Source organism: Paenibacillus sp. BIC5C1, assembly GCF_032399705.1.
Lineage (GTDB): Bacteria > Bacillota > Bacilli > Paenibacillales > Paenibacillaceae > Paenibacillus > Paenibacillus taichungensis_A.
Map to the genome: position 1 here is coordinate 6,170,673 of NZ_CP135922.1, position 25,686 is coordinate 6,196,358.

16 protein-coding genes, 13 tRNA genes and 4 rRNA genes are annotated in these 25,686 nt (G+C 46.6%); 4 read left to right on the forward strand and 29 right to left on the reverse strand.

Features of this window, described 5'->3' with window-relative positions; genetic code table 11:
• Positions 1-4: 4 nt before the first annotated feature.
• Positions 5-1,009, forward strand: a complete 1,005-nt coding sequence (locus RS891_RS27695) for a helix-turn-helix transcriptional regulator (protein ID WP_315793724.1) — start codon at positions 5-7, stop codon at positions 1,007-1,009.
• A 105-nt stretch (positions 1,010-1,114) separates the two neighbouring features.
• Here RS891_RS27695 and RS891_RS27700 read toward each other — a convergent pair whose 3' ends face one another.
• Complete coding sequence (locus RS891_RS27700) at positions 1,115-2,308, reverse strand: MFS transporter (protein ID WP_315793725.1); 1,194 nt, start codon at positions 2,306-2,308, stop codon at positions 1,115-1,117.
• Between the two features lie 161 nt (positions 2,309-2,469).
• Between RS891_RS27700 and RS891_RS27705 the strand changes: the two genes are divergently transcribed.
• On the forward strand, positions 2,470-3,351 hold the full coding sequence (locus RS891_RS27705; protein ID WP_315793726.1) for a LysR family transcriptional regulator: 882 nt from the start codon (positions 2,470-2,472) through the stop codon (positions 3,349-3,351).
• Positions 3,352-3,373: 22 nt separating this feature from the next.
• Positions 3,374-4,048: a VOC family protein gene (locus RS891_RS27710; RefSeq protein ID WP_315793727.1), complete on the forward strand. Its 675-nt coding sequence runs from the start codon at positions 3,374-3,376 to the stop codon at positions 4,046-4,048.
• Positions 4,049-4,266: 218 nt separating this feature from the next.
• On the opposite strand, the gene glmS is transcribed toward RS891_RS27710, so the two are convergent.
• From glmS to RS891_RS27845, 27 genes are all read right to left on the reverse strand, one after another.
• Positions 4,267-6,099, reverse strand: coding sequence for a glutamine--fructose-6-phosphate transaminase (isomerizing) (gene glmS, locus RS891_RS27715; protein WP_076291158.1), 1,833 nt, complete (start codon positions 6,097-6,099; stop codon positions 4,267-4,269).
• A 244-nt stretch (positions 6,100-6,343) separates the two neighbouring features.
• Positions 6,344-6,526, reverse strand: a complete 183-nt coding sequence (locus RS891_RS27720) for a hypothetical protein (RefSeq protein WP_063567047.1) — start codon at positions 6,524-6,526, stop codon at positions 6,344-6,346.
• A 315-nt stretch (positions 6,527-6,841) separates the two neighbouring features.
• On the reverse strand, positions 6,842-8,182 hold the full coding sequence (gene glmM / locus RS891_RS27725; protein WP_076291156.1) for a phosphoglucosamine mutase: 1,341 nt from the start codon (positions 8,180-8,182) through the stop codon (positions 6,842-6,844).
• 74 nt (positions 8,183-8,256) lie between these two features.
• The gene (locus RS891_RS27730) at positions 8,257-9,738 is read right to left on the reverse strand and encodes a CdaR family protein (RefSeq protein ID WP_315793728.1); all 1,482 of its coding nucleotides are present in this window, start codon (positions 9,736-9,738) and stop codon (positions 8,257-8,259) included.
• Positions 9,731-10,570: a diadenylate cyclase CdaA gene (gene cdaA, locus RS891_RS27735; RefSeq protein ID WP_063567044.1), complete on the reverse strand. Its 840-nt coding sequence runs from the start codon at positions 10,568-10,570 to the stop codon at positions 9,731-9,733. The genes RS891_RS27730 and cdaA overlap by 8 nt, the downstream gene beginning before the upstream one ends.
• Before the next feature lie 418 nt (positions 10,571-10,988).
• Positions 10,989-11,603 (reverse strand): zf-HC2 domain-containing protein, encoded by a 615-nt coding sequence (locus tag RS891_RS27740; RefSeq protein WP_062329949.1) that lies wholly within the window; start codon positions 11,601-11,603, stop codon positions 10,989-10,991.
• Positions 11,604-11,738: 135 nt separating this feature from the next.
• Positions 11,739-12,305: an RNA polymerase sigma factor SigW gene (sigW, locus tag RS891_RS27745; protein WP_113055487.1), complete on the reverse strand. Its 567-nt coding sequence runs from the start codon at positions 12,303-12,305 to the stop codon at positions 11,739-11,741.
• A gap of 255 nt (positions 12,306-12,560) precedes the next feature.
• On the reverse strand, positions 12,561-15,353 hold the full coding sequence (ppc, locus tag RS891_RS27750; RefSeq protein ID WP_113055488.1) for a phosphoenolpyruvate carboxylase: 2,793 nt from the start codon (positions 15,351-15,353) through the stop codon (positions 12,561-12,563).
• A 574-nt stretch (positions 15,354-15,927) separates the two neighbouring features.
• A tRNA-Gly gene (locus RS891_RS27755) sits at positions 15,928-15,998 on the reverse strand.
• 9 nt (positions 15,999-16,007) lie between these two features.
• Positions 16,008-16,081, reverse strand: a tRNA-Pro gene (locus tag RS891_RS27760).
• A gap of 16 nt (positions 16,082-16,097) precedes the next feature.
• Positions 16,098-16,174 (reverse strand) — tRNA-Arg (locus RS891_RS27765).
• A 7-nt stretch (positions 16,175-16,181) separates the two neighbouring features.
• A tRNA-Gly gene (locus RS891_RS27770) sits at positions 16,182-16,256 on the reverse strand.
• A gap of 10 nt (positions 16,257-16,266) precedes the next feature.
• Positions 16,267-16,347 (reverse strand) — tRNA-Leu (locus tag RS891_RS27775).
• 6 nt (positions 16,348-16,353) lie between these two features.
• Positions 16,354-16,429 (reverse strand) — tRNA-Lys (locus RS891_RS27780).
• Between the two features lie 16 nt (positions 16,430-16,445).
• Positions 16,446-16,520 (reverse strand) — tRNA-Gln (locus tag RS891_RS27785).
• 10 nt (positions 16,521-16,530) lie between these two features.
• Positions 16,531-16,606: transfer RNA gene (locus tag RS891_RS27790), tRNA-Val, on the reverse strand.
• A gap of 123 nt (positions 16,607-16,729) precedes the next feature.
• A tRNA-Glu gene (locus RS891_RS27795) sits at positions 16,730-16,801 on the reverse strand.
• A 10-nt stretch (positions 16,802-16,811) separates the two neighbouring features.
• A tRNA-Thr gene (locus tag RS891_RS27800) sits at positions 16,812-16,884 on the reverse strand.
• Positions 16,885-16,887: 3 nt separating this feature from the next.
• A tRNA-Asn gene (locus RS891_RS27805) sits at positions 16,888-16,963 on the reverse strand.
• An 84-nt stretch (positions 16,964-17,047) separates the two neighbouring features.
• A 5S ribosomal RNA gene (gene rrf / locus RS891_RS27810) occupies positions 17,048-17,164 on the reverse strand.
• A gap of 143 nt (positions 17,165-17,307) precedes the next feature.
• Positions 17,308-20,233: ribosomal RNA gene (locus RS891_RS27815) — 23S ribosomal RNA — on the reverse strand.
• Between the two features lie 204 nt (positions 20,234-20,437).
• Positions 20,438-20,513, reverse strand: a tRNA-Ala gene (locus RS891_RS27820).
• Between the two features lie 22 nt (positions 20,514-20,535).
• Positions 20,536-20,612 (reverse strand) — tRNA-Ile (locus RS891_RS27825).
• A gap of 37 nt (positions 20,613-20,649) precedes the next feature.
• A 5S ribosomal RNA gene (gene rrf, locus RS891_RS27830) occupies positions 20,650-20,766 on the reverse strand.
• 106 nt (positions 20,767-20,872) lie between these two features.
• Positions 20,873-22,424 (reverse strand): 16S ribosomal RNA (locus RS891_RS27835).
• The 16S, 23S and 5S rRNA genes sit together here with 13 tRNA genes alongside, the layout of an rRNA operon.
• A gap of 499 nt (positions 22,425-22,923) precedes the next feature.
• Positions 22,924-23,154 carry a hypothetical protein gene (locus RS891_RS27840; RefSeq protein WP_017692114.1) on the reverse strand — a complete coding sequence of 77 codons (231 nt, stop codon included), beginning with the start codon at positions 23,152-23,154 and terminating at the stop codon, positions 22,924-22,926.
• A 209-nt stretch (positions 23,155-23,363) separates the two neighbouring features.
• Complete coding sequence (locus tag RS891_RS27845; protein ID WP_315793729.1) at positions 23,364-23,981, reverse strand: stage II sporulation protein M; 618 nt, start codon at positions 23,979-23,981, stop codon at positions 23,364-23,366.
• A 121-nt stretch (positions 23,982-24,102) separates the two neighbouring features.
• Between RS891_RS27845 and pdaB the strand changes: the two genes are divergently transcribed.
• Entirely contained in the window at positions 24,103-24,879 is a 777-nt protein-coding gene (gene pdaB, locus RS891_RS27850; protein ID WP_315793730.1) for a polysaccharide deacetylase family sporulation protein PdaB, read from the forward strand.
• A gap of 140 nt (positions 24,880-25,019) precedes the next feature.
• On the opposite strand, the gene RS891_RS27855 is transcribed toward pdaB, so the two are convergent.
• Entirely contained in the window at positions 25,020-25,649 is a 630-nt protein-coding gene (locus RS891_RS27855; RefSeq protein ID WP_315793731.1) for a KinB-signaling pathway activation protein, read from the reverse strand.
• Between the last annotated feature and the right edge of the window lie 37 nt (positions 25,650-25,686).

Sequence of the window (25,686 nt, forward strand, 5' to 3'; positions counted from 1 at the left end):
TTTTATGAAAAAATCAGAACGCATGAACCAGATGCTGCGCTTTATCAATCAAAAACAACACTTCACCCTGCAAGATCTCATGCAGGAGTTCCAGATATCCAAGAGAACCGCATTACGAGACATCGCGTCATTAGAAGAAATCGGTGCACCCATTTATACCGAATATGGACGTTATGGGGGATATCGTTTGCTTCAGCAGATGCAGCTGCCTCCCATTTCATTTAATACGAGCGAGCTTCATGCCCTCTACTTTGCCATGCAGGCCTTGCGCAGCTTTACCAACCTGCCCTTTCAGGTCTCTTTTCGTTCCATTCACGAGAAGTTTCTAAGTGCCCTATCCGAAAACCAGAGACAGGCTATCGAACAAATCCAGCATCGGGTCTCTTTCAGACACACCGAGCAAATCCGGGATAGTGAGCATTTGGAGTTTCTATTAATGGCCGCTGCTGCGAATATAGTGATACAGATTACGTATCAACATATTCGCAGCAGTAGTAGTACCCCAGATAACAGCTCAAATCCCGACAAACCCCAGCCCAGCATACGCACCATTCAGCCAATCGCCCTCTATGCCATGAAAGGCTACTGGTATTGCCAGGCGTATGATCTCGATAAACAGGCGTACCGTGTATTCCGTTGTGACCGAATCACCTCATCCGAGGCGACAGATATCGAACCTATACCACGTATTAATGAACTCAATCTACAGGATGCCCACTCGTTATGGAAACCATCAGAGAACGCTATCCCATTTAAATGTCTGATCAATGAAGCCGGGGTTGAGCTATTCCAGCAAGAACAGTTTCCATCCATGCGGACCATTAACGAATCTGGAGCTGATACTGGACAAACTGGATACGCCTATTTAGTCGGGGCGTATGAAGCCCATGAGCTTGAGTTCATCATTCGTTATCTTGCAAGCTTCGGCAAGTCCATTAAGATCTTGGAGCCAGATCACTTAAAAGAATCCTTACGACAGCACTATCTGGATTTGCTTGACCATGTATAACTACCGCCACCAACTAACCATTTGCAATGTGTGCCCGCAACAGGAACCAGCATGAAGATGATACCTCCAGAGACCTCATCGTACATCAATATTGATCTTTTATCGTCAAAGTCTGGACTCTGATTTATCATGAACCGCTGGAGAGCTTTTTTTATTGCCTATCACCACCTGAACCATGATTTGCAGCACGATGATTATAGCCAGACCATAGAATGCTTGAACAAAGCTGTCCGTAGTATCATGGAGCCAACCGATCGCCAGTGGACCGAGGGCGCCCAGAATGTAACCGCCCGATTGAGTCATGGCTGACCAGGCGCTGGCTTCCTGAGCGTTATTTGTCTCATCAATGGGCAGCATCAGAGCAATCGGAAACAGTCCCCCGGCCCCAATGCCGAGTGGTATCGCAGCCATCCAAGGACTAACGGACAGGTTCAGCATTAGGACACCTATCAACTCCATTAACGCACATCCAACAAGCCAGAATACACGTCTTTGGTAACGGTGAACAAGCATTGGAATGAATAACGTAGACGGCAATGAAATCAACGTAAATAACGTTTGGATGCTGCCGGCAGTCTCTTTTGTGTATCCCTGACTCTGGATCGCAGGCGCAAGCCATGCAGTCAATGAATAGAAAATCGCTGCCATCAGTCCGAAGAATAATGTCAGCAGCCACGCTCGTATATTTTTCACTGGAAGAGCTTCTACGTTCACAGTAGAAATCTGCCCCGATTGTCGATCTTTTCGTGCTACCAAGGCTAATCTCATCCAGATCGGTAAAGCAATTGCTGCAAGTAATGCCCATACCGATAGTGAACCCTTCCACGACCCTCCCAGGATATTTTGAAGGGGAACCGATAGCCCAACACTAAAGCTGGCCCCCACGACCATTGCTGTAGAGTAAAGCCCCACCATGGCAGCAACTCGCGTTGGGAAGTACTGCTTGATAAAGCTGGACAACAATGGACCAGCCAGTGCAATCCCTACACCGGATAGAAATGAAGTAAACATCATCAGTGGCGTTGCACCCACAAACAACCGCAATGCCGTACCTATTCCAATGAGGATTAAAGCCAAAACGATTGCGCCCTCATTCCCCCATCTCCTGCTCAGCTTTACGGAAAATGGAGCGAATATACCCATACATAATACGGGAAGCGTAGTTAACAGACTTGCGGTAATTCCGCTAATACCCAGATCACTTTGTATGGTACTCATTAGTGGAGAAATGGATGTAATGGGTGGTCGCAAATTCAATGAAGCCAGAATAAGCGCCAGGACGATATAAAACAGTTTCACTATGGATCACCTCATGTATTGTTATATAGTTGCATTCACTATTGATCCAGGCTATAGATCTTTTGTGGTGCAAGATCTAGTATAGAAGTATTATAATGATTGAACAATACAATAGTTTCTATTAAAATGATTATAAAAACCAATGATTAGAGGAGATACATATGGAAATCCGTCAAATGGAGAACTTTATCGTCGTTTGCGAGGAACTCCATTTCACACGTGCAGCAGATAAAATCGGCATTTCTCAACCTACCTTGAGTCAACAGATTCGAGCGTTGGAGGATGAGTTAGGCGTTCCCTTATTCGACCGGGTGGGTAAAAAAATTGTGATGACCCAGGCGGGGACACTGTTCCTGGAGCATTGTGTACAAATGGTTCGCCATCTACAGAATACCCAGGATGCATTAGCTGAATTCCGCAATGATCAGCGAGGCAAGCTGGTGATTGGTGTCCTACCCTCCGATTTGGACTACCGTCTTACACCATTGCTAGTTCATTTTCATGCCGATTTTCCCAAGGTGAAATTAAAGGTTGTTTCTTCGATTTATGTATTGAATCAAGTGTTGGATAACGAAGTCGACATCGGCATCGAGCTTACTTCGATTTCTGATGACCGTCTTGTCCGCATTCCTTTGTGCAGCGAAGAATACGTACTCGTCGTTTCGGAGAACCACGCTTGGGCTGAACGAAATGAGATTGAAATCAGGGAACTACGCGATATTCAGACCGTAATGTTCCCGGAAGGGTTCACAGGCAGAGAACTGGTTGATGGCTATTGTCGCAAATATGGCTTTACCTTGAATACGATCATGGAGACAAGTTCGGCAACCTCCATTATTAGTCTGGTCAAAGCTAACGTTGGCGGAACAGTGCTGCCCTATCCACTGATCAAGGCAATGAATGAACCAACACTACGCATCATCCGAATCACGGACGATGCCCCTTACCGTCACTTTGAGATCATTCATCGGTCCGACCGTTACCTGACCCAATCTGCCAAGGCATTTATCGAGAAAACCATTGATTATTTTAATCAAGGATAAGTTCAGAGGGAGAGTGACTTGAATGCAAATAAAAGAGGTTAACTTGTTCACACATCAAATGGAGGCCATGAAGCAGTTTTACGGTACGTTATTGGAGTTGGAGCTACTGGAGGAGAGCACATCGTCCATATCGCTTCGCACAGGAAATTCGGTCCTTTCATTTCTGCAAGCTCCTGGTCAGGAAAAGCCCTTCTATCATGTCGCATTTACGATTCCGACAAACCAACTCGCTGAAGCCAAGAAGTGGGTTCAAGATCGAAACATCTCTTTGCTTTCTAAAGATGATAAAGATGATTTCTATTTCCCCTACTGGGATGCGACTGCTTTCTATTTCTATGACCCGAGTGGTAATTTGATGGAGTTCATCGCTCACCATTCATTGGATAATGCAGTCCAAGAAACCTTTGATTCCAGGAAGCTGCTATGCATTAGCGAGATCGGCCTGCCTGTCGATGATGTACCCAATACGATAAACAAAATGAATGGACAGTATCACCTTGAACCCTTTGCCGGAGACGGAAAACAATTTGCCCCCATCGGTGACGCGGAAGGCATGTTTATTGTAATTGACAAAGAGATGCCCTGGTTCCCAGACGGACGCAAACCCGGGGTATTTGCCACTGAGGTAAAAGTTGAAACTGGGCAAACTGGGAGCATTTCATTGCAGAACGGTTTGTACTCTATTGATTCCAATTAAATCAGAGAGTCCTGTATTGTTATTCTCCCTTTACTCCCTATATTCAACAAAAGTTTTGCTTTCTTATCACAGAGGACAATGCCTTTATATTAGTTGGTCTGGACACAGATAATTTGATTTTATTGCATAGCAAAAAGGGTCCTAATGACTATTAATCATCAGGACCCTTTTTTAAATATTATGATTTAACATCGTTGTTGAGATTAAGGATAAATCCCTTACTCTACCGTTACGCTTTTCGCCAGGTTACGTGGTTTATCCACATCGTGACCCAGTGCCAGGGAAGCGTAGTATGCCAGCAATTGCAATGCTACAACGGACAGAGCCGGGCTAAGCAGTGGCAACGTCTTAGGAATTGCAAACGCTTGGTCAACGGATTTCAGCAATGGTGCTACGTGCTCTTCGTACGTAATTGCCAGTACGTCTGCGCCACGTGCTTTCACTTCTTTGATGTTGCTCACAGTTTTCTCCAGAACGTTCTCCTGCGTTGCCAAAGCAATGACAGGGATACCGTCCTCGATCAATGCGAGCGTACCATGTTTCAACTCACCCGCAGCATATGCTTCGGAGTGGATATAAGAGATCTCTTTCAGTTTCAACGAACCTTCTTGTGCTACTGCATAATCCAGACCGCGGCCGATGAAGAAGAGATGTTCATGTTTGGAAATTTGCTCTGCATATCCTTTAATGGCTTCCGCTTGCTCCAGCATGGATTCCACTTGCTCAGGCAATGCTTGCATTGCTGCGAGCGTGTGAGCAATCTCTTCTGCTGTTTGTGTGCCACGAACTTGTGCAAGGTACAGACCCAGCAGGTTGAACGCAATCAATTGCGAAGTGTACGCTTTAGTGGAAGCTACAGCAATTTCAGGTCCTGCCAGTGTTGCAATCACATCATCAGCATCACGTGCAATAGAGCTGCCTACAACGTTAGTGATAGCGAGTACATGTGCACCATTCGACTGTGCTTCGCGCAGTGCAGCAAGTGTATCAGCCGTTTCACCAGATTGGCTCACCACGATCACAAGTGTATCTTTGCTTACGATCGGGGAACGATAGCGGTATTCGGAAGCAACATCTGTTTCTACCGGAATACGTACCAGTTGCTCGATTACAGTACGTCCAACCAGACCTGCATGGTACGCTGTACCACAAGCGATGATTTGAACGTTACGGATATTTTTGATTTGTTCTTCAGTCATTTTCAACTCAGGAAGTTGAACCTTTTTGCTTTCATTATCGATGCGACCCAGCATTGTATCACGATATGCTTTTGGTTGCTCATGAATTTCTTTCAGCATGAAGTGCTCGAATCCGCCTTTTTCTGCGGTTACAGCATCCCAATCGACACGAATCATTTCCCGAGAAATAAAGTTACCTTCAATCGTCATCAATTCGACAGCATCATGTGTCAATACAGCCATTTCACCATCATTCAGAATGTACACGTTACGTGTATGTTCCAGAATTGCCGGGATGTCGGAACCAATGAAGTTCTCGCCTTCACCAATACCAATAATCAATGGGCTTGCTTGACGCACAGCTACGAGTTTCTCAGGCTCATGCTCTGTCAATACACCCAGTGCGAATGCGCCACGCAACAACGTGATCACTTTTTGCACCGTTTTAACGATATCACCATTGTATTCACGTGCGATCAGGTGAGAAATAACCTCAGTATCTGTCTCGGAAGTGAACGTGTGACCTTGAGCCATCAATTCGTCCTTCAGATCCAGGTAGTTCTCAATAATACCGTTATGCACAACAGAGAACTTCTGGCTTCCATCCGTGTGTGGATGAGAGTTCTCATCCGATGGTTTACCATGAGTAGCCCAACGTGTGTGTCCGATTCCGGCATTACCTACCAGTGGTGCACCATCCAGCTTAGCTTCAAGGTTCGCAAGACGACCAAGAGCTTTCGTGATTTGCAGACCTTCTGGTGTAAATACCGCGATACCTGCAGAATCATAACCACGATACTCGAGTTTCTTCAATCCTTCGACCAATACCGATTGAGTGTTCTTATTACCAATATATCCAACAATACCGCACATAGTTTATTTCCTCCGATTGTATATGAATACTGTGTCACGAAGAGAAACAGGCTGGCACGGCATATCGAAAAAATGAAAATGATTGCCTAACGTATCATGAAAACTTTCAATTATTCAATTATCAATGATCAGAGCAGCCTCTTGCCGCTCCGCAGTCATAAGCTGTTATTAGATGCAATCATGAATGTACATCATTTTCCCGTCCGCGCACTGTTCACGCTCTTCGCGCACATTCATTTGAATTTTAGTTGAATCTTGCACCTACCGGCGCGTTGTGTGGACAGTCACCCATCCATTTTCCGCAATCCGGTTCACGGCTCTGGTGCATCACCGGGAGGTCCCCGCCGAACAATCCGAACACCTCCACCTCGTCAGCTTGATTGCCGTCGATCTTGCTCAGTAGCATCTTCATTATTTCAAGATTCATACCGATCAAAATCCTTCCCGCGCAACTTCAAGCTCTGGCGCTTGTGTAACTAGTACCTTACGATCCTCACTTTCTGTGTCTGAATGACGACTCCACTCATTATATGCACGTCAGGTTCATTTTGCAATGGAGCAAAGTACCTGTGACAATTTCGGCATATTTACCCACAATCCCGACCGGATAAACAGACCCATGGTCTCACTAGGCCGGGACGTAGGAATATGGGTTTGTATGGCATAAACCCTGTTAGATTAAACCTTATGAGACAGTGATTCCCTTGAAACAACCGTGTTTGGAAGGCCTATAGATCAGGTCCTATACCAGTTCTTTTTGCACAACATCTGCAATTTGAGATACGAATTGTTCAAGTTCATCCTTATCTGGTCCTTCCGCCATAACGCGGATCAGGGATTCGGTTCCGGACGCACGAACAAGTACACGTCCATTATCGCCCAGATGCTGCTCCACTGTAGCAATAGCTTGCTCAATCGCAGAATTGCCCTCGTATTTGCTCTTATCTTCAACACGCACGTTCACCAATACTTGTGGGTACTGGGTCATCAGCGCCTTAAGTTCACTCAGTTTTTTACCGGAAGCCTTCATCGTGTCCACAAGCTGAATCGCTGTCAGCATGCCGTCGCCTGTTGTGTTGTAATCCAGGAAAATAACATGACCGGATTGCTCTCCACCCAGGTTATAACCCCCACGGCGCATTTCTTCCATGACATAGCGGTCACCCACAGCAGTCTTTGCTGTTTTCAGTGCCAGTTTCTCCGTTGCTTTGTAGAATCCGATGTTACTCATTACGGTAGATACCACGGTACTGTCTTTCAGCTTGCCTGCACGATTCATCGCATCACCACAGATGCACAGAATGAAGTCACCATCAACCTCAGCTCCTGTCTCATCAATAGCAATTAGACGATCCGCATCCCCGTCAAAAGCAAGGCCCAGATCCGCATTATGTTTCAGCACCTCTTGTTTCAAATGCTCCGGATGAGTTGATCCACATTGCTCATTGATATTCAGGCCGTTAGGCTCAGCGCCAATGGCAATGACTTCTGCACCAAGTTCTCTGAACAATTTGGGTGCCAGCTCATAAGCTGCTCCGTTAGCACAGTCCAAAACAATTTTGAGTCCTGAGAACGATTCGTTTACCGTTGTTTTCAGGTAGTCCAAATAGCGATAACGGGATTCTTCATCCACAGTAACGGTCCCCAAACCACCACCTACAGGACGCGGCAATTGATCCGTTTCTGCATCCATCAGTTCTTCGATCCGGTTCTCCGTCTCATCGGACAGCTTGAAGCCATCTCCCCCGAAAAATTTAATTCCATTATCCTCAACTGGATTGTGGGAAGCCGAGATCATTACCCCTGCATCGGCTTTCAGCAGACGAGCAATATACGCCACTCCAGGAGTGGATACAACACCCAGACGAATTACATCGGCGCCAATGGACAGCAAACCTGCAACCAGTGCGGATTCCAGCATAAGTCCCGAGATTCGGGTATCCATACCGATAACCACTTTTGGTCTTTCCACACCACCTGCGAGCACATAACCACCACAACGTCCGATGCTGTAAGCCAGCTCCGCCGTTAACTCTTTATTGGCAACACCTCTTACGCCATCTGTACCAAAATATTTCCCCATGATCTAACTCCTTCTATTCGCATCATATAAGAGCATAAACGTTATTTTTAAAATTCTGATCTGAACATTTTCTTTTACGGATTGGAGCCACTATTACTGCTACCGCTGTTATTGGAGTTACCTCGACTGGTATTCCCCTGCTGGCTCTGCTCCTGATTGTCCGTATTCGATTCTGTTTCTTCTTCTCCAGGAGCAGTTTCGGTATCTCCATTCTCGACTTCGGCTGGTGAAGGGTCAGGCCCCAGCGTTCCTTCATCATTCGGATCCTCGCCTGGAGCAACCGTCGTATCATCAGCCTTTTCGCTAATTTTGACGGTAGCGCTAAGATCAACTGATGATTCATCCAGTTTGGCAAAACGAGGCAGGTCAGCCTCAAGCTTTATTTCATGCGTACCTACTGCAAGTCCAGCAAGATCCGCAGTCAGCTTGATATCATCGCTACTTAGACCTTCAAGCATCGTTGAAGAACCCCTAAGCGTAATATTCAAGCCACCACTTTTGGGAGTAACCAGTGTCCCTTCCAGCCCGTTCCCCGCGTCAGTAAGCGTAATGGGTACGTTCGGAAATACTTTGGTCGTCTCCTGAAGCTCATCGTAAGGCGATACCGTCACCTTAAGCTGAATCGAACTAGGCTCGATTTTCTCAAAACCGGGAGGCGGCGTCAAGTCCACGTTAACTGTCGACGTTCCTGCCTCATTGAACTGTGTAAGATCAAGGGTTACTTGGTCGTAGGACTGTATACCCGCAAGCGCATCTTCTGTTCCGTAAACCGAGACTTCTTTCACGCTTGGCTCAACCGTGGAGAGCACCATTCCCTCTGGCAGCTGTCCCGAATATTTGATTCTTAAGGGCACAGTTGTATAGGGCTGACTGACTGGAATACGAACTTCAACGGTTTCTGGAGTAACAATCGCATTTTCAATGACCTTACCTTCCGCATCATATGCCTGAAGCTTCACTTTTTTCTGCGTTACGTCATCCTTCGCATCCTTCACGCTCACACTGCCCTGAACCTTCTCTACGGCGTCAAGTTGCCCTTCCGGCAGAGTTACCTTAACTGGACCTGAAGGTTCAACAACGGGCGTTCCAGCGTTATATCCGGTTGATGGTTCTCCTTCGGGTACAATATTCACATTGAAGGATTTTGTGCCCAATTTCTCCACGTTGACCGTAACCATGGAAGGCTCCATGCTGACTACCTCAACCCCAGAAGGCAGATCGGGTACTAGCGGTAACGTATTGGACCCATCTTTCACCTGACTAAGATCCACTAGCACCTTATAATCATCATTCGTAAAAATCGAAGTTAACATCGAACGCTGCCCTTTAATCTCCAGACGTACCTCATCCGTACTTAATGAAGTAAGTACATAGGAGTTACTGTCGAGTCCATAAGGCTGAACAGGCACAGTACGCTCCACAACTTTATTAGTTGTCCCTGTCGTAATCGTTGGCGTAGTTGGTACTTCATCCAGATGTATCATGAACCAGAGCAACAAACTCACCGCCAAAGCGAGAATCTTGGCAAAATTGTTGTTATTGAACCATTTATCCATTTTTACGTCCCCCCTTCCGTTTCCAGAAGGTAGTCCAACCATTCTTTTTAGTTAGATTGGATGTTGGACGCAGTTCTTCGTACAGTTTGGCAATCAACGATTCTTCCTTAATATCACGAACAACCTGTCCATTCATCGCAAGCGACACTTGTCCCGTCTCCTCCGAAACAACCAAACAGATCGCATCTGCAACCTCGGTAATCCCAATTGCTGCACGGTGACGCGTTCCTAGCTCTTTGCTAATAAACGGATTCTCGGACAAAGGCAAATAACAGGCTGCCGCCGAAATCTGTTTGCCCTGTATAATGACGGCTCCATCATGGAGCGGTGTATTCGGAATAAAAATGTTAATCATCAGCTCTGAGCTGACCAGAGATTGCATCTGAATGCCGGACTCCGTGTAATCGTTCAGACCTGTTTCTCGTTCAAATACAACCAGTGCACCAATTTTACGTCGTGACAAATAATTTACGGACTTAATAATCTCACCAATTAAAACCGTTAATTCTTCATCACTTGCTGCTGCCGAGCGTCCAAACAGTTTACCTCTACCCAATTGCTCCAGACCACGGCGCAGTTCCGGTTGGAAGATAATAAAGACCGCAACGACACCAAACGTAAACATCTGGTTCATCAGCCATTTGAGCGTATAAAGGTTTAGCCACGTACTTAGTGCCCAGATCACTACAAGGAACAGAATGCCTTTAAGCAGCTGAACTGCACGGGTACCCCGCACAAGCAAAATCAATTTGTACATAATATAGGTAACGATCAATATATCGATAACGTCCTTAATGGACTCTTTCCACGTTAAGTCAGCAAAATAGTTCATAAGCCAGCCCCCGCTATCCCCATTGATGAGTAAACCCTGCTCTCATATTAACCCATTAGGATTTAATTAATCCTTTATCGCATTTGCATAATCCATTCAGACTCACTCACAGGTACAAAAGTTGGCCAGAAACGAGCACTCTGATCTAACCAGCGACGAATAGAATTATTTCGATCTATATTTTGCTGATTGAAAGACGCTCTTTGGATTTATGCAAAAAGCTTATCTATATGTAGTAGTATGTTCTCTTTAGTATCTAGGTTATAACGTTAACGTTCATGTTGCAAGTTACGGGAGTCACAAACTGCGCATAAACAACACAAATCCCATAAATTACAAATTATCAGATAAAAAAAGAGTACCCCAGCAATCTGGAGGTACCCTGCTTGGTATATACCATTGAAGAAATTACCCTGTTTTAGCGATAAGCCACTTCATTTACCATATTGGTTATTTTGTACCAGAACCAGTCCAGCGCCTGATCAATACTTTTCACCTGACCGGAAATATGTGCCGTTGAAGCCTGATACAACTGTCCGTCGATGACCGTTAGATTGCCATTTACATCACCGTATACCTGAGCAGTTCCATTCTCTATCGTAAGATCGCCAGCAATGGACTTGCCCTCCGGAACAATAACCGTGTTTCCTTCAATCACGATCTGGTCCAGATTATTTCCCTTAACGACCATTTCGTTATTCTGATTCCAGAAATTCCAGGCGCTAAAGAGCATCACGACCAAAAAGAAGGCTGCCGCCGTCAGCGCGGGATGTCCTTTGACCCATTTGAGCCATACTTGCTGTCTCTTGGGCTGGGGCAGAGCATTCATAATTCGATTGGTCAGCTCATCCGAGGCAGACGGTGAATAGTGTTTCATGGCAAAGAGTAGCATTTCCGTCTGTTCCAACTCTTTAAAGCGCATGCGACAATCCGGACAGGTCACAAGGTGACTTTTCAGTTCAACCTTCTGGGCCGGGGACAACGACTCATCCAAACATTCATGCATTAAAGAGACGGCCGAGTTGCAATCCATATGAGAGCCAATCCTTTCTTAGATCACTTAGTCCTTGCATTGCCAAAAAGCACGCATAAGACTTGCATACATTACATACGCATCCGTTTCGGATATGTTTCAAATAATTTCGCCCAAAATACAGACGTTTTACATTTACAACTTATACTCCAGTTTTTTACGCAAAAAATCACGCCCCCGATGAACACGAGTCTTAATCGTTGTTACGGGCATACCTGTCACATCACTGATTTCCTGTAGCGACAAGTCCTGTAAATATCTCAAAACCATGACTGATTTATACTTGGCCGGCAAACTGTCAATCGCTTCACGGATTAGTGTCTGTGTTTCAGACAAAAGTGCTTCACTCTCTGGTGTACGATCATCACTTGGAAGCATCGCATAACCGTCAGATCCTTCCTGATCATTCAGTTCGGCATCCAGTGAGTAAGATGGTTTCTTCCGCCGTAAGCGGTCAATACACAGATTAGTTGCAATCCGATAAATCCAGGTTGAGAACTTCTGGTTCGGATCATACTTCTCCATATTGCGAAACACACGTAAAAACGTCTCCTGTACAACGTCTTCGGCTTCATGACGATTGTTCAGCATCCGGTATGCCAGATGAAACAGCTTGTCCTTGTATAATTCAACGATTTCTGCAAAGGCTCGCTGGTCACCCTTCAGTACCAGCTTAACAAGCCTGTTCTCCAAATTGTCCACCCTTATTCCCCCAGACATGCTGATGGGTCTTCCGCCTTCTGATACCCGTCCACACTTGTAATTCACCAATCAAATCGTAAATCAACTTTGGTCAAAAATCAAGACTGTGCCGGAAAATATCCGCCAAAAACAGTAAAAACGGGAACTCCCGAAGGAGTCCCGTTTCATCTCTCACTCGAGCTGAGGAAAGAATTAAGCTTTTACTATCTATATGGCTGGAAAATTCACTTCATATATTGTTAAGCAGGTTAATGATCAGCCCGTATTCCGAAGTCCTGCAGCAATGCCGTTAATCGTAAGCAGCACTTCACGCAGCAACTCTGTGTCATCCTCGCCACGCTCACGCATATCTCTGAGCTCACTCAGAAGTTGGACCTGCATGTAGGACAAAGGATCGACATACGGATTACGAAGTCGGATCGACTCTTGAATCACCGGTACATCATCCAGAATTTCAGCTTCTCCGGTAATTTTCAGAATCAGCTCTTTGGTAAGTTTGAATTCAGATTCAATCTGACCATAGATGCGATCACGTGCTTCCTCATTGGAAGTCATGGCCGAGTATTCCTTCGCAATAACCAGGTCTGCTTTGGCAATAGCCATCTGCACCGTATCAATTAGTGTACGGAAGAATGGGAAGTTTTCATACATTTCTTTCAGGACAACCAGATTTTCTTCTTTATCCTGATAGTAACTTTGCAGTCCCGTTCCTGCCGCATACCATGCGGGAAGCAAATAACGACTTTGAGTCCAGGCAAATACCCAAGGGATCGCTCTCAGGTCCTCGAACTTGTCGCTGTTTTTCCGTTTGGATGGACGTGAACCAATATTCAGTTCCCCAACCTCAGGCAGCGGTGTCGATTCCTTGAAGAAAGTAAAGAAGTCTGGATCACGGAAAATGAGATCTTGGTATTTCGTCAGGGATACTTCAGAAATATCTTTGATGATGCTATCCCAATGACGCTCTGATGCCGATTCTTGCGGCTCCAAACCGTTTAGTGCAGCTGTAATCAAAGCCGATGTAGCCTGCTCAAGACTGCGGTATGCAATTCCCTGAAGGGAGTAGCGGGAAGAGATAACCTCACCCTGCTCTGTAATCTTGATACCCCCACCAATCGTGTGTGGTGGTTGAGCAAGAATACTGCGGTTGAGAGGCATGCCTCCACGTCCAAGCGCTCCACCTCTACCATGGAAGAACTTCAGTTTAACGCCGTGTTTATTACCAACAGCAGTGATAGCATTCATCGCCACTCGCAGCTCCCAGTTGGCTGTAACAACCCCGCCATCCTTGTTGCTGTCCGAGTATCCCAACATGATTTCATGCAGTTCATTCCGCCCACTCACACTTGCGCGATATACCGGAAGGTTGAACAGCTTCTCCATAATTTCCGAAGCGGCATGAAGATCATCAATGGTTTCAAACAATGGAACCGCTTGAAGCGTAGATACCACTTCACCGTTATGTTCTTTGCGGAACAAACCTACTTCTTTGGCAAATACCATAACCTCAAGCAGATCACTTGCTCCTTGGGTCATACTAATCAGGTAGCTTGTGATACAACCGGCCCCAAACTCGCTCTGAGCACGTTTGATCGTACGGAATACATCCAGAGTCTCTTTGGTCCCCTCTGTGTATTGGTGATAAGGGGAAGTCAGCGGACGAGGATCATCCAGCAAACGAGCCAGCAAATCGATTTTGCCATCTTCAGTCAAACGAGCATAGTCTTCTACGATGTTCATCTTGGCCAAAATCTCTGACATTGCATTTTCATGCTCTTTGCTGTGCTGACGCACATCCAAAGCAGCTGTATGGAATCCGAACAGCTCCACTTGACGAATCATTTTGCGAATGGTCGTATCTGCTACATAGTCTGCAAAGTGATGACGCAGGCTGCGATCGATAATCATCAGATCATCCATCAGTCCTTGAGCGCTGTCATAGCGGTCAGGCTGTCCTACTTTGTTCTCATCCAGGACATTGTTCAGCTTGGCAATCATATATGCCAATTTAATGCGATATGGCTCTTTTTCATTTCGCCACATATCCACTTTTTTCAACGTTACACAACTACGGTCTTGCTCAATCGACTGCACCAGCTCATCCGATACGTGGATGATGTTCGTGCTGAAGCTGAGATGTCCCATAAGTTCAATCATAATCCGTTGATACTCACGTAAAGCGAGCTTACGCTGCATCAATAGTGTCTGCCATGTTACATCTGAAGTTACCGAAGGATTTCCATCCCGGTCTCCACCGATCCAGGAACCGAACCGCAAATACGTCGGCACATGCCAGTCATGGTCAGGATAAAATTTATTCAGGCAGCGTTCAAGCTCCTGGTATACATCCGGAAGTACATGGAACAACGTTTCATGAAAGTAATACATACCGTTCCGTACTTCATCAAGCACAGTCGGTTTACGGTCACGAAGCTCATCAGTCTGCCATAGTGTAATGACTTCGTTCAGCAGCTTCTCCCGCAACTGTTCACGTTCACGCAACGTCAGCGTAGGATTATCAAGTGACATGACATCTTCAGATATCCGCTTGTGGATGTCCAGTATAACCCGACGCATAGCTTCGGTTGGATGAGCTGTCATCACCAATTCCAGCGATAACTCGTCTAGAATATCCTCTACTTCCGTGTGTGACAGTCCGCGTTCCTTCAGATCTTGTACTGCTTTTTCAATCGACCCTGGCTGCACAGCGTCCCCTGCAGAACGTTCATAATCCCGTTTACGCCGGATCCGATGGTTTTGTTCAGCAATGTTAACTAATTGAAAATAAATCGCAAAAGCTCGAATCACCTGATGGCGATTTTCCGAGTCTAATTCCTGGATCATCGTTTTGAACTCTGCATAAAGTTCTGGCAAGAACTCTGCACGCAACGATTTGCTCGTTTCCCGAATCTTCTCAACGATATCTAGAAGCTCCGTGCCTCCTTGATGGACAAGAACTTCTCCGAGTATATTGCCCAGGAACCGCACGTCTCGCCGAAGCAGGTTGTTGGATTGGCTTTTGCTGGCGGTTACCATAGTTTCAGTCATGCTTATCCTCCCATCTGATCGTTCCATTCGTACACGTAAATTTGACACCTTCATAACATCATACAATAAATTGGTACGAAAATCTTTATTTTTCTACTAGTAAAAATGGGGATTTACCCTGATTTACAGCATAAAAACACGCTTTATTATTCATTTTCTTGTTCTGCTTCGATTAATGGTCAAATGCTGTCGCATGATACCTTTTTCACGTACTTTTCATTACCCGAATAACTCATATCTATTCTATATTATTCATAAATATACAGTTGGACTGGGAATGTTTGCTGCACCTGAATGATTTCGTATCTGCAAGAATTTCCATTATTACAAACCAGACGAAACATAAAGAAACATGACCGGCAAAGCAAGCTTTTGTATACTTTATCACAGTGACGCAATAAATTAAAGAGTGTATTTATAATTTTTTGATTCTTTTAGCAGAATTTAATGAGGGGTTCGAGGTATTCTTTCACTTATCAAACGAATACAGAGGAGATAGGATTATAATGAGATGTTGTTTCTATATATAAAAGAAAAGTCCCTGTATATACAGAGACTTTTCAATGAATCATAAAGCGGGTGATGGGAATCGAACCCACGCTATTAGCTTGGAAGGCTAAAGTTCTACCATTGAACTACACCCGCAAATAAAAATCGGGATGACACGATTTGAACATGCGACCCCCTGGTCCCAAACCAGGTGCTCTACCAAGCTGAGCTACATCCCGATACTTATGAAAATAATGGCGCGCCCTGAGAGATTCGAACTCCCGGCCTTTTGATTCGTAGTCAAACGCTCTATCCAGCTGAGCTAAGGGCGCAAAATATTGGAGCGGAAGACGGGAATCGAACCCGCGACCCTCGCCTTGGCAAGGCGATGCTCTACCGCTGAGCCACTTCCGCATATAAAGGATGCGCGTGGAGGGACTTGAACCCCCACGTCAAAGACGCTAGATCCTAAGTCTAGTGCGTCTGCCAATTCCGCCACACGCGCATATGATGGTGAGTCATGAAGGGCTCGAACCTTCGACACCCTGATTAAAAGTCAGGTGCTCTACCAACTGAGCTAATGACTCAAACTAAAAACTAAAATGGCTGGGGATATAGGATTTGAACCTATGCATGACGGAGTCAAAGTCCGTTGCCTTACCGCTTGGCTAATCCCCATTAAGTTAAGTGGTGGAGGCTGAGGGGATCGAACCCCCGACCCTCTGCTTGTAAGGCAGATGCTCTCCCAGCTGAGCTAAGCCTCCATCCTATGACCCGTAGGGGATACTCTCACTTCGTTCGAGACTGCGAAGCCATTGCTAACGAAGTTTATCCTCCGACGAACCTTCGGGATTCTCATCCCTTTTTTAAGCTAATAAATATAGCTATGACCCGTAGGGGATTCGAACCCCTGTTACCTCCGTGAAAGGGAGGTGTCTTAACCCCTTGACCAACGGGCCCCATTTCCAAAGCTCTCAACCGGGATCGAACCGGTGACCTCATCCTTACCATGGATGCACTCTACCTACTGAGCTATGAGAGCAAATGGCTCCCCGAACAGGGCTCGAACCTGTGACAACTCGATTAACAGTCGAGTGCTCTACCAACTGAGCTATCAGGGAATAATATGCATTTGCAGTGCAAATGCAATTCATCATACAACGTTAACATGCAGAGCCTGTTTTCTATGTAGGATGAAAGAGTTCGCTTGGCGGCGTCCTACTCTCCCAGGACCCTGCGGTCCAAGTACCATCGGCGCTAGAGGGCTTAACGGTCGTGTTCGGGATGGGTACGTGTGGAACCCCTCCGCCATCGCCACCAAACGCGATTTGTCGAAGCATAGCTTCTTGAAATCATTGTGGAACTGAAAATCATACACACATTCTGTGATGTACCGATTTTCATTTCAGAGTTTATTCTCTGAAAACTAGATCCGAAACGAATTTGCGATTCATAACCTGCATATTTGGATAAGCCCTCGACCGATTAGTACTGGTCAGCTCCATGCATTGCTGCACTTCCACCCCCAGCCTATCTACCTCGTCGTCTTCAAGGGGTCTTACATACTGGGAAATCTCATCTTGAGGGGGGCTTCACGCTTAGATGCTTTCAGCGCTTATCCCTTCCGTACATAGCTACCCAGCGGTGCTCCTGGCGGAACAACTGGTACACCAGCGGTACGTCCATCCCGGTCCTCTCGTACTAAGGACAGCTCCTCTCAAATTTCCTACGCCCACGACAGATAGGGACCGAACTGTCTCACGACGTTCTGAACCCAGCTCGCGTACCGCTTTAATGGGCGAACAGCCCAACCCTTGGGACCTACTTCAGCCCCAGGATGCGATGAGCCGACATCGAGGTGCCAAACCTCCCCGTCGATGTGGACTCTTGGGGGAGATAAGCCTGTTATCCCCAGGGTAGCTTTTATCCGTTGAGCGATGGCCCTTCCATGCGGTACCACCGGATCACTAAGCCCGACTTTCGTCCCTGCTCGACTTGTAGGTCTCGCAGTCAAGCTCCCTTATGCCTTTGCACTCTTCGAATGATTTCCAACCATTCTGAGGGAACCTTTGGGCGCCTCCGTTACTCTTTAGGAGGCGACCGCCCCAGTCAAACTGCCCACCTGACACTGTCCCCGCACCGGATTACGGTACCAGGTTAGAACCTAGATACGATCAGGGTGGTATCCCAACGGTGCCTCCACAGAAGCTTGCGCTCCTGCTTCAAAGGCTCCCACCTATCCTGTACAGATCGTACCCAAATTCAATATCAAGCTGCAGTAAAGCTCCATGGGGTCTTTCCGTCTTGTCGCGGGTAACCTGCATCTTCACAGGTATTAAAATTTCACCGGATCTCTCGTTGAGACAGCGCCCAAGTCGTTACGCCATTCGTGCGGGTCAGAATTTACCTGACAAGGAATTTCGCTACCTTAGGACCGTTATAGTTACGGCCGCCGTTTACTGGGGCTTCGGTTCACAGCTTCGGATTGCTCCTAACCGCTCCCCTTAACCTTCCAGCACCGGGCAGGCGTCAGCCCGTATACTTCGCCTTACGGCTTCGCACAGACCTGTGTTTTTGCTAAACAGTCGCTTGGGCCTTTTCACTGCGGCCCCCTCGTGCTATTCACACTACCGGGGCACCCCTTCTCCCGAAGTTACGGGGTCATTTTGCCGAGTTCCTTAACGAGAGTTCTTCCGCGCGCCTTAGAATTCTCTTCTCGCCTACCTGTGTCGGTTTGCGGTACGGGCACCATCACCTGGCTAGAGGCTTTTCTTGGCAGTGTGAGATCATGACCTTCGCTACTATAATTTTCGCTCCCCATTACAGCCCAGCCTTACGATGTGCGGATTTGCCTACACATCAGCCTCACTGCTTAGACGGACATCCATCAGTCCGCGTCACTACCCTGCTGCGTCCCCCCATTGCTCATAACGGCTTACGGTGGTACAGGAATTTCGACCTGTTGTCCTTCGACTACGCCTTTCGGCCTCGCCTTAGGTCCCGACTTACCCTGAGCGGACGAGCCTTCCTCAGGAACCCTTAGGCTTTCGGCGGATCAGATTCTCACTGATCTTTTCGTTACTCATACCGGCATTCTCACTTGTATAATGTCCAGCGCTCCTTACGGTACACCTTCAACCCTTATACAACGCTCCCCTACCCCTGATGCAAAGCATCAAGCCATAGCTTCGGTGGTGTGTTTAGCCCCGTTACATTTTCGGCGCAGAGTCACTCGACCAGTGAGCTATTACGCACTCTTTCAATGGTGGCTGCTTCTAAGCCAACATCCTGGTTGTCTGTGCAACTCCACATCCTTTCCCACTTAACACACACTTGGGGACCTTAGCTGATGGTCTGGGCTGTTTCCCTTTTGACAATGGATCTTAGCACTCACTGTCTGACTCCCGGAAGTAAGTCTATGGCATTCGGAGTTTGACTGAGCTTGGTAACCCTTGCGGGCCCCGCACCCAATCAGTGCTCTACCTCCACGACTCTGTTTTCCGAGGCTAGCCCTAAAGCTATTTCGGGGAGAACCAGCTATCTCCGAGTTCGATTGGAATTTCTCCGCTACCCCCACCTCATCCCCGCACTTTTCAACGTGCGTGGGTTCGGGCCTCCAGTGCGTGTTACCGCACCTTCACCCTGGACAGGGGTAGATCACCCGGTTTCGGGTCTACGTCCACGTACTATGTCGCCCTATTCAGACTCGCTTTCGCTGCGGCTCCGGCTCTTCACCTTAACCTTGCACGGGAACGTAACTCGCCGGTTCATTCTACAAAAGGCACGCCATCACCCCTAAAACGGGCTCTGACTTTTTGTAAGCACACGGTTTCAGGTTCTATTTCACTCCCCTTCCGGGGTGCTTTTCACCTTTCCCTCACGGTACTGCTTCACTATCGGTCGCTAGGAAGTATTTAGCCTTGGCAGATGGTCCTGCCGGATTCATACGGGGTTTCACGTGCCCCGCACTACTCGGGATACATCTCGGAGAGAACAGACTTTCAACTACAGGGCTTTTACCTTCTTTGGCGGGCCTTTCCAGACCTCTTCGTTTAACCGGTTCCTTTGTAACTCCATGTGAGATGTCCCACAACCCCAAAGAGCAAGCTCTCTGGTTTGGGCTTCTCCGCGTTCGCTCGCCGCTACTGACGGAATCACTATTGTTTTCTCTTCCTCAGGGTACTTAGATGTTTCAGTTCCCCTGGTATGCCTCTACACAACCTATGTATTCAGTTATGAGTAACTGGAAATTACCCCAGCTGGGTTTCCCCATTCGGACACCCCCGGATCAAAGCTTGCTTACAGCTCCCCGAGGCAGTTTCGTTGTTCGCCACGTCCTTCATCGGCTCCTAGCGCCTAGGCATCCTCCGTGTGCTCTTAGTAGCTTAACCATAATTGCTCCGGTTTCGACTGCTCGCTTCCCTTGTTTTGCTTACGCAAAGCCAAAAGTCGCTCCCATTCGAACCCATCGCAATGCAGTTTTCACTATTTATTGAAACTTGTTTAACACAAGTTCAGCTTAAAAAGGAATGTTCTAAATCGCAAAATTTCGTTTCGATATCTAGTTTTCAAAGAACAAGCTTGTAAAATCTTGTTGGTGGAGCCAAGCGGGATCGAACCGCTGACCTCCTGCTTGCAAGGCAGGCGCTCTCCCAGCTGAGCTATGGCCCCATATTAGATTTTAAGGTATACATGGTGGGCCCTGGTGGACTCGAACCACCGGCCTCACCCTTATCAGAGGTGCGCTCTAACCAACTGAGCTAAGGGCCCACATTATATATCATATTGAAACCCGTAATGGGTTTACGCTTGGCGGCGTTCTACTCTCCCAGGACCCTGCGGTCCAAGTACCATCGACGCTGAAGGGCTTAACGGTCGTGTTCGGGATGGGAACGTGTGGAACCCCTTCGCTATCGCCACCAAACGTTTGAGAGTTTGAGCTCTCAAAACTGAGCAACGAGTGAGTAACTAGCCGACCTGACTAGATTTTGTATTTGAATGTTTCCGTTACAGGAAACGATTCTCCATAGAAAGGAGGTGATCCAGCCGCACCTTCCGATACGGCTACCTTGTTACGACTTCACCCCAATCATCTATCCCACCTTCGGCGGCTGGCTCCTTGCGGTTACCCCACCGACTTCGGGTGTTATAAACTCTCGTGGTGTGACGGGCGGTGTGTACAAGACCCGGGAACGTATTCACCGCGGCATGCTGATCCGCGATTACTAGCAATTCCGACTTCATGCAGGCGAGTTGCAGCCTGCAATCCGAACTGAGACCGGCTTTTTAGGATTCGTTCCACCTCGCGGCTTCACAGCCCGTTGTACCGGCCATTGTAGTACGTGTGTAGCCCAGGTCATAAGGGGCATGATGATTTGACGTCATCCCCACCTTCCTCCGGTTTGTCACCGGCAGTCACCTTAGAGTGCCCACCCGAAGTGCTGGCAACTAAGATCAAGGGTTGCGCTCGTTGCGGGACTTAACCCAACATCTCACGACACGAGCTGACGACAACCATGCACCACCTGTCTCCTCTGTCCCGAAGGAAAGGTACATCTCTGTACCGGTCAGAGGGATGTCAAGACCTGGTAAGGTTCTTCGCGTTGCTTCGAATTAAACCACATACTCCACTGCTTGTGCGGGTCCCCGTCAATTCCTTTGAGTTTCAGTCTTGCGACCGTACTCCCCAGGCGGAGTGCTTAATGTGTTAACTTCGGCACCAAGGGTATCGAAACCCCTAACACCTAGCACTCATCGTTTACGGCGTGGACTACCAGGGTATCTAATCCTGTTTGCTCCCCACGCTTTCGCGCCTCAGCGTCAGTTACAGCCCAGAGAGTCGCCTTCGCCACTGGTGTTCCTCCACATATCTACGCATTTCACCGCTACACGTGGAATTCCACTCTCCTCTTCTGCACTCAAGTCACCCAGTTTCCAGTGCGATCCGGGGTTGAGCCCCGGGATTAAACACCAGACTTAAATGACCGCCTGCGCGCGCTTTACGCCCAATAATTCCGGACAACGCTTGCCCCCTACGTATTACCGCGGCTGCTGGCACGTAGTTAGCCGGGGCTTTCTTCTCAGGTACCGTCACCTTGAGAGCAGTTACTCTCCCAAGCGTTCTTCCCTGGCAACAGAGCTTTACGATCCGAAAACCTTCATCACTCACGCGGCATTGCTCCGTCAGGCTTTCGCCCATTGCGGAAGATTCCCTACTGCTGCCTCCCGTAGGAGTCTGGGCCGTGTCTCAGTCCCAGTGTGGCCGATCACCCTCTCAGGTCGGCTACGCATCGTCGCCTTGGTGAGCCGTTACCCCACCAACTAGCTAATGCGCCGCAGGCCCATCCCCAAGTGACAGATTGCTCCGTCTTTCCAGTTCTCTTCAGGAGAAGAAAACAACTATTCGGTATTAGCTACCGTTTCCGGTAGTTGTCCCAAGCTTGAGGGCAGGTTGCCTACGTGTTACTCACCCGTCCGCCGCTAACCATCAGAGAAGCAAGCTTCTCTTCAAGTCCGCTCGACTTGCATGTATTAGGCATGCCGCCAGCGTTCGTCCTGAGCCAGGATCAAACTCTCCAATAAAGTATTGAAAAGAGCGATAAGCTCATTTTGAAACTGACGAGATTAAAAATCTCATTTATTTTGCTTCCAAATCATACAGCCCGAAGGCTTGTACCGATTTCTCAGCGTCGATCTTGCAAGCAAGATCGTTACTCACTCGTTGTTCAGTTTTCAAAGATCAAACATTCAATTTGTTTCGTTTTTCCTCGTCACCGTATTTTCAGCGGCGACTTTTATAATATATCATGTTTAAGTTTCCTTTGCAAGCACTTTTTTTCGATTTATTTTCAATCGCTTTGTTTTAGCGCTTGTTTCGGTTAACTTTTCCTTAAAAAAGGAACGAAAATTAATTTATCATATTGAACAAAAAAGGTCAACCCTTTTTCGACAAATTGTTTCATATCTTTTTAAAAGCGCCCATTCTACCTATTACTAATTCATGGTGTCAGAGGTACAGCGCTGGCTTTACGGGCCGCACCTCTGTTATATGGTGAACTTAAGCATCCCACTGAGCACATCATTATGGCTTGGATTTTTTCAATTTGCCGCCTCTAGCATATTTGGATAGCTCTTTGGGTGGCGCAAAGCGTGCATACATACGGAACACAGTCTTGTAGCGACTAGCTATGGCGTATTTAATTTCTTGATCAAGACGGTTGTCACTTAAGTCGAACAACATTTCATCGAGCTCTTTGCGCAGTACATAATCCAATTCCTTGCATTCCTTCTCGTTAAACAGCATACCCAGCATTAGAGTTCTCCTTTTTCTGCATATGGATAATGGCGTGTCCCAGTGTATGTCATATTCGAGCCCCTTTAATTCAGGCTATATATCGGACAGCGCCGGTTTAGTAGCAAACCTAGGATCATCTTTGTTTCTCCTTTTGTGGTTGCTACTGAAACCCGTTTTATTGTTATGGTCAACTTTCTGAAAATTTATGAATGTCATCCCATACAAATTTATCCTCGCACCAAGCTGTAGGTAAGTGTACTTTCGATAATCGCTGCAACAAAAAGCAAAATAACAATCCAGAAGGATGCAGTTACCGTTGTGCGCATAAACGCATTCCATTGGCTGCCAATCGTATTTCGTTCCCCCCTGCCAAATTGACCAAGACTTTTGAGAACCAATCCACCAAATCTTAGACCAAATGCGCATGCGATAATAATTACCGGAATTTCAATAATGCCATGTGGAAGAAGTCCTTTCACAACAATATCAAAGAAGCTGGCCCCATAGTTCATTGTGGTGTGTACCAGAAAACCGATAACCATACCATTGATCAACAGGAAAACGACAGGCAGAATGCCAAAGAAGATACCAGCATAGATCACGAGTACACTTTTGATGGCATTATTGAAAAAGATAAAGAGGAAGAAGTTCCATTGCACATTGTCCCCCTGCTCCAGCCGCTCACTAACCTCCCTTAGTCCCCCGATTTGATTCAACAATATATCCTCAAGTGTTCCTGTACTCACCCATCCCGTGCCTATTCCAACAACAAACAATACGATCGACCATATTAATGCACCACGAATGGAACCTAAAGCTCTAAGAAATGTACTGAATTTTAACATTATTTCCTCCTGTGAAACCAAGATGTTGGACAAACAAACGTCTGATACGAATAACTGCGAGGTACGAGCATACATTGGAGAGTAAACAAGCATTTCTTATGGGAGAGGGGCGCTTATTGAAATGAACTCGTTCTATGTATTTAGCGGCAAAAAGATCAAACGTTTCCTGATTGTGCTGGTTGCTGCCGTCTTTGCTATCGGGATTATTTATCTGGAGAGCGGCAATATTTCTGTATTCTCGGAGGATGCACCATCCGCCGTATACAGCGTTCCAACCGAGAAGAAGGTTATTGCACTCACTTTTGACATTAGCTGGGGAGATAAAAGGACAGAGCCTATTCTGAAGGTCCTCCAAGATAATAAAGTACAGAAGGCAACGTTCTTCTTGTCCTCCCCCTGGAGTAAGACACACCCCGAGATTGTAACAGCCATCAAAGACGCAGGATACGAAATCGGCAGTCATGGTCACAAGCATGATAATTACAGCAGTCTGACTGAAGAGGAAATCCGTAAGGAAATTTCGACTGCTCATAGCATTTTAACCGATTTAACAGGAAAAGAACCGAAATTGCTACGCCTGCCTAATGGCGACTTTGACAAACGTGTTCTCCAAGTTGCCAACAGTTTGAATTATCAAGTAGTCCAATGGGACACCGATTCGCAGGATTGGAAGAACCCTGGTGTACAGACCATTGTTGATCGTGTAGTTAGTAAAGCGCATCCGGGTGACATCGTGCTGCTGCACGCCAGTGATTCCTCAAAACAAACGCATGAAGCATTACCCGTCATAATCGACAAGTTAAAAAATCAAGGATATGAGTTCGTGACGGTCTCAGAACTGCTTAACCATTCAAGTGTCAAAGGTACGGAAGTTCGCGATCAAGCCAGTGCACAGTAAACGTTAATTAAAACAGTATTGCTAGTGCAAACTGTATACTCGCCTTCCGAACCATCCCCCTGTCCTGTAAAAGGCGCTGAAGCACCATAAATGAAAAGAGCTAACCAGGTTAGCTCTTTTTAGCGTTTTTTAAATAATCTCTACGCATGACTTTCTTGTATCTCGGTCTTTCCACTCACCCGCTGCTCTACGGACCCATCTACCAGCCTGTGCAATATCAACATTTGGTATGCATTACAGATTAACAGTGGAACCACAATAAAGATGGTAGCCGCATTTACATCAATTCGTAAGACACCGATCGTTTCCACTACGGTAACAGCCACCATGAAAAAGAGTGTAGGTACCAACGCCGAAATATGTGTCTGTTTCACCTTTACGTAAGCGGTAACAATACCAGCTGCCAAAATAATGACTCCAAGCACAATATCGGATAGCCGTTCTCGTTCCCCACCAATAAACAAACGTAAAAACATGACATCAAGCAATGCCAACACGGTTAGAACAATCTGTACAATTTGCCAACTGCGTTTCGAAAACACACCTTTGCCCATATAGTTCAATATCAAGTATGCGAAAAAACCCATTTGCGAATACACGCTAATCATAATACCTGAACCAAACAAGATCAGGAGATAAAATAAAAAATCGGTCATTCCATTCGTTTTTTCTCCATTAACCAACATCATAATTAGACCCGTCATTAATGATCCCGCAGCCCCAATAAGCAAAGCTGACCAAAATAGGAAAAACCATTTACGTAAATTCAAATGTTTTCCACCCCCGAGAGTTTATTTTACCAACCTT

Excerpts from the sequence above, each read along its gene's own strand:
- RS891_RS27845 (WP_315793729.1), bottom strand. The coding sequence starts at position 23,981 with ATGTTAAAATTCAGTACATTTCTTAGAGCTTTAGGTTCCATTCGTGGT.
- RS891_RS27720 (WP_063567047.1), bottom strand. The coding sequence starts at position 6,526 with ATGAATCTTGAAATAATGAAGATGCTACTGAGCAAGATCGACGGCAAT.
- ppc (WP_113055488.1), bottom strand. The coding sequence starts at position 15,353 with ATGACTGAAACTATGGTAACCGCCAGCAAAAGCCAATCCAACAACCTG.
- glmS (WP_076291158.1), bottom strand. The coding sequence starts at position 6,099 with ATGTGCGGTATTGTTGGATATATTGGTAATAAGAACACTCAATCGGTA.
- cdaA (WP_063567044.1), bottom strand. The coding sequence starts at position 10,570 with ATGAACTATTTTGCTGACTTAACGTGGAAAGAGTCCATTAAGGACGTT.
- RS891_RS27840 (WP_017692114.1), bottom strand. The coding sequence starts at position 23,154 with ATGCTGGGTATGCTGTTTAACGAGAAGGAATGCAAGGAATTGGATTAT.
- RS891_RS27730 (WP_315793728.1), bottom strand. The coding sequence starts at position 9,738 with ATGGATAAATGGTTCAATAACAACAATTTTGCCAAGATTCTCGCTTTG.
- RS891_RS27710 (WP_315793727.1), top strand. The coding sequence starts at position 3,374 with ATGCAAATAAAAGAGGTTAACTTGTTCACACATCAAATGGAGGCCATG.
- RS891_RS27695 (WP_315793724.1), top strand. The coding sequence starts at position 5 with ATGAAAAAATCAGAACGCATGAACCAGATGCTGCGCTTTATCAATCAA.
- pdaB (WP_315793730.1), top strand. The coding sequence starts at position 24,103 with ATGAACTCGTTCTATGTATTTAGCGGCAAAAAGATCAAACGTTTCCTG.
- RS891_RS27740 (WP_062329949.1), bottom strand. The coding sequence starts at position 11,603 with ATGGATTGCAACTCGGCCGTCTCTTTAATGCATGAATGTTTGGATGAG.
- glmM (WP_076291156.1), bottom strand. The coding sequence starts at position 8,182 with ATGGGGAAATATTTTGGTACAGATGGCGTAAGAGGTGTTGCCAATAAA.
- RS891_RS27705 (WP_315793726.1), top strand. The coding sequence starts at position 2,470 with ATGGAAATCCGTCAAATGGAGAACTTTATCGTCGTTTGCGAGGAACTC.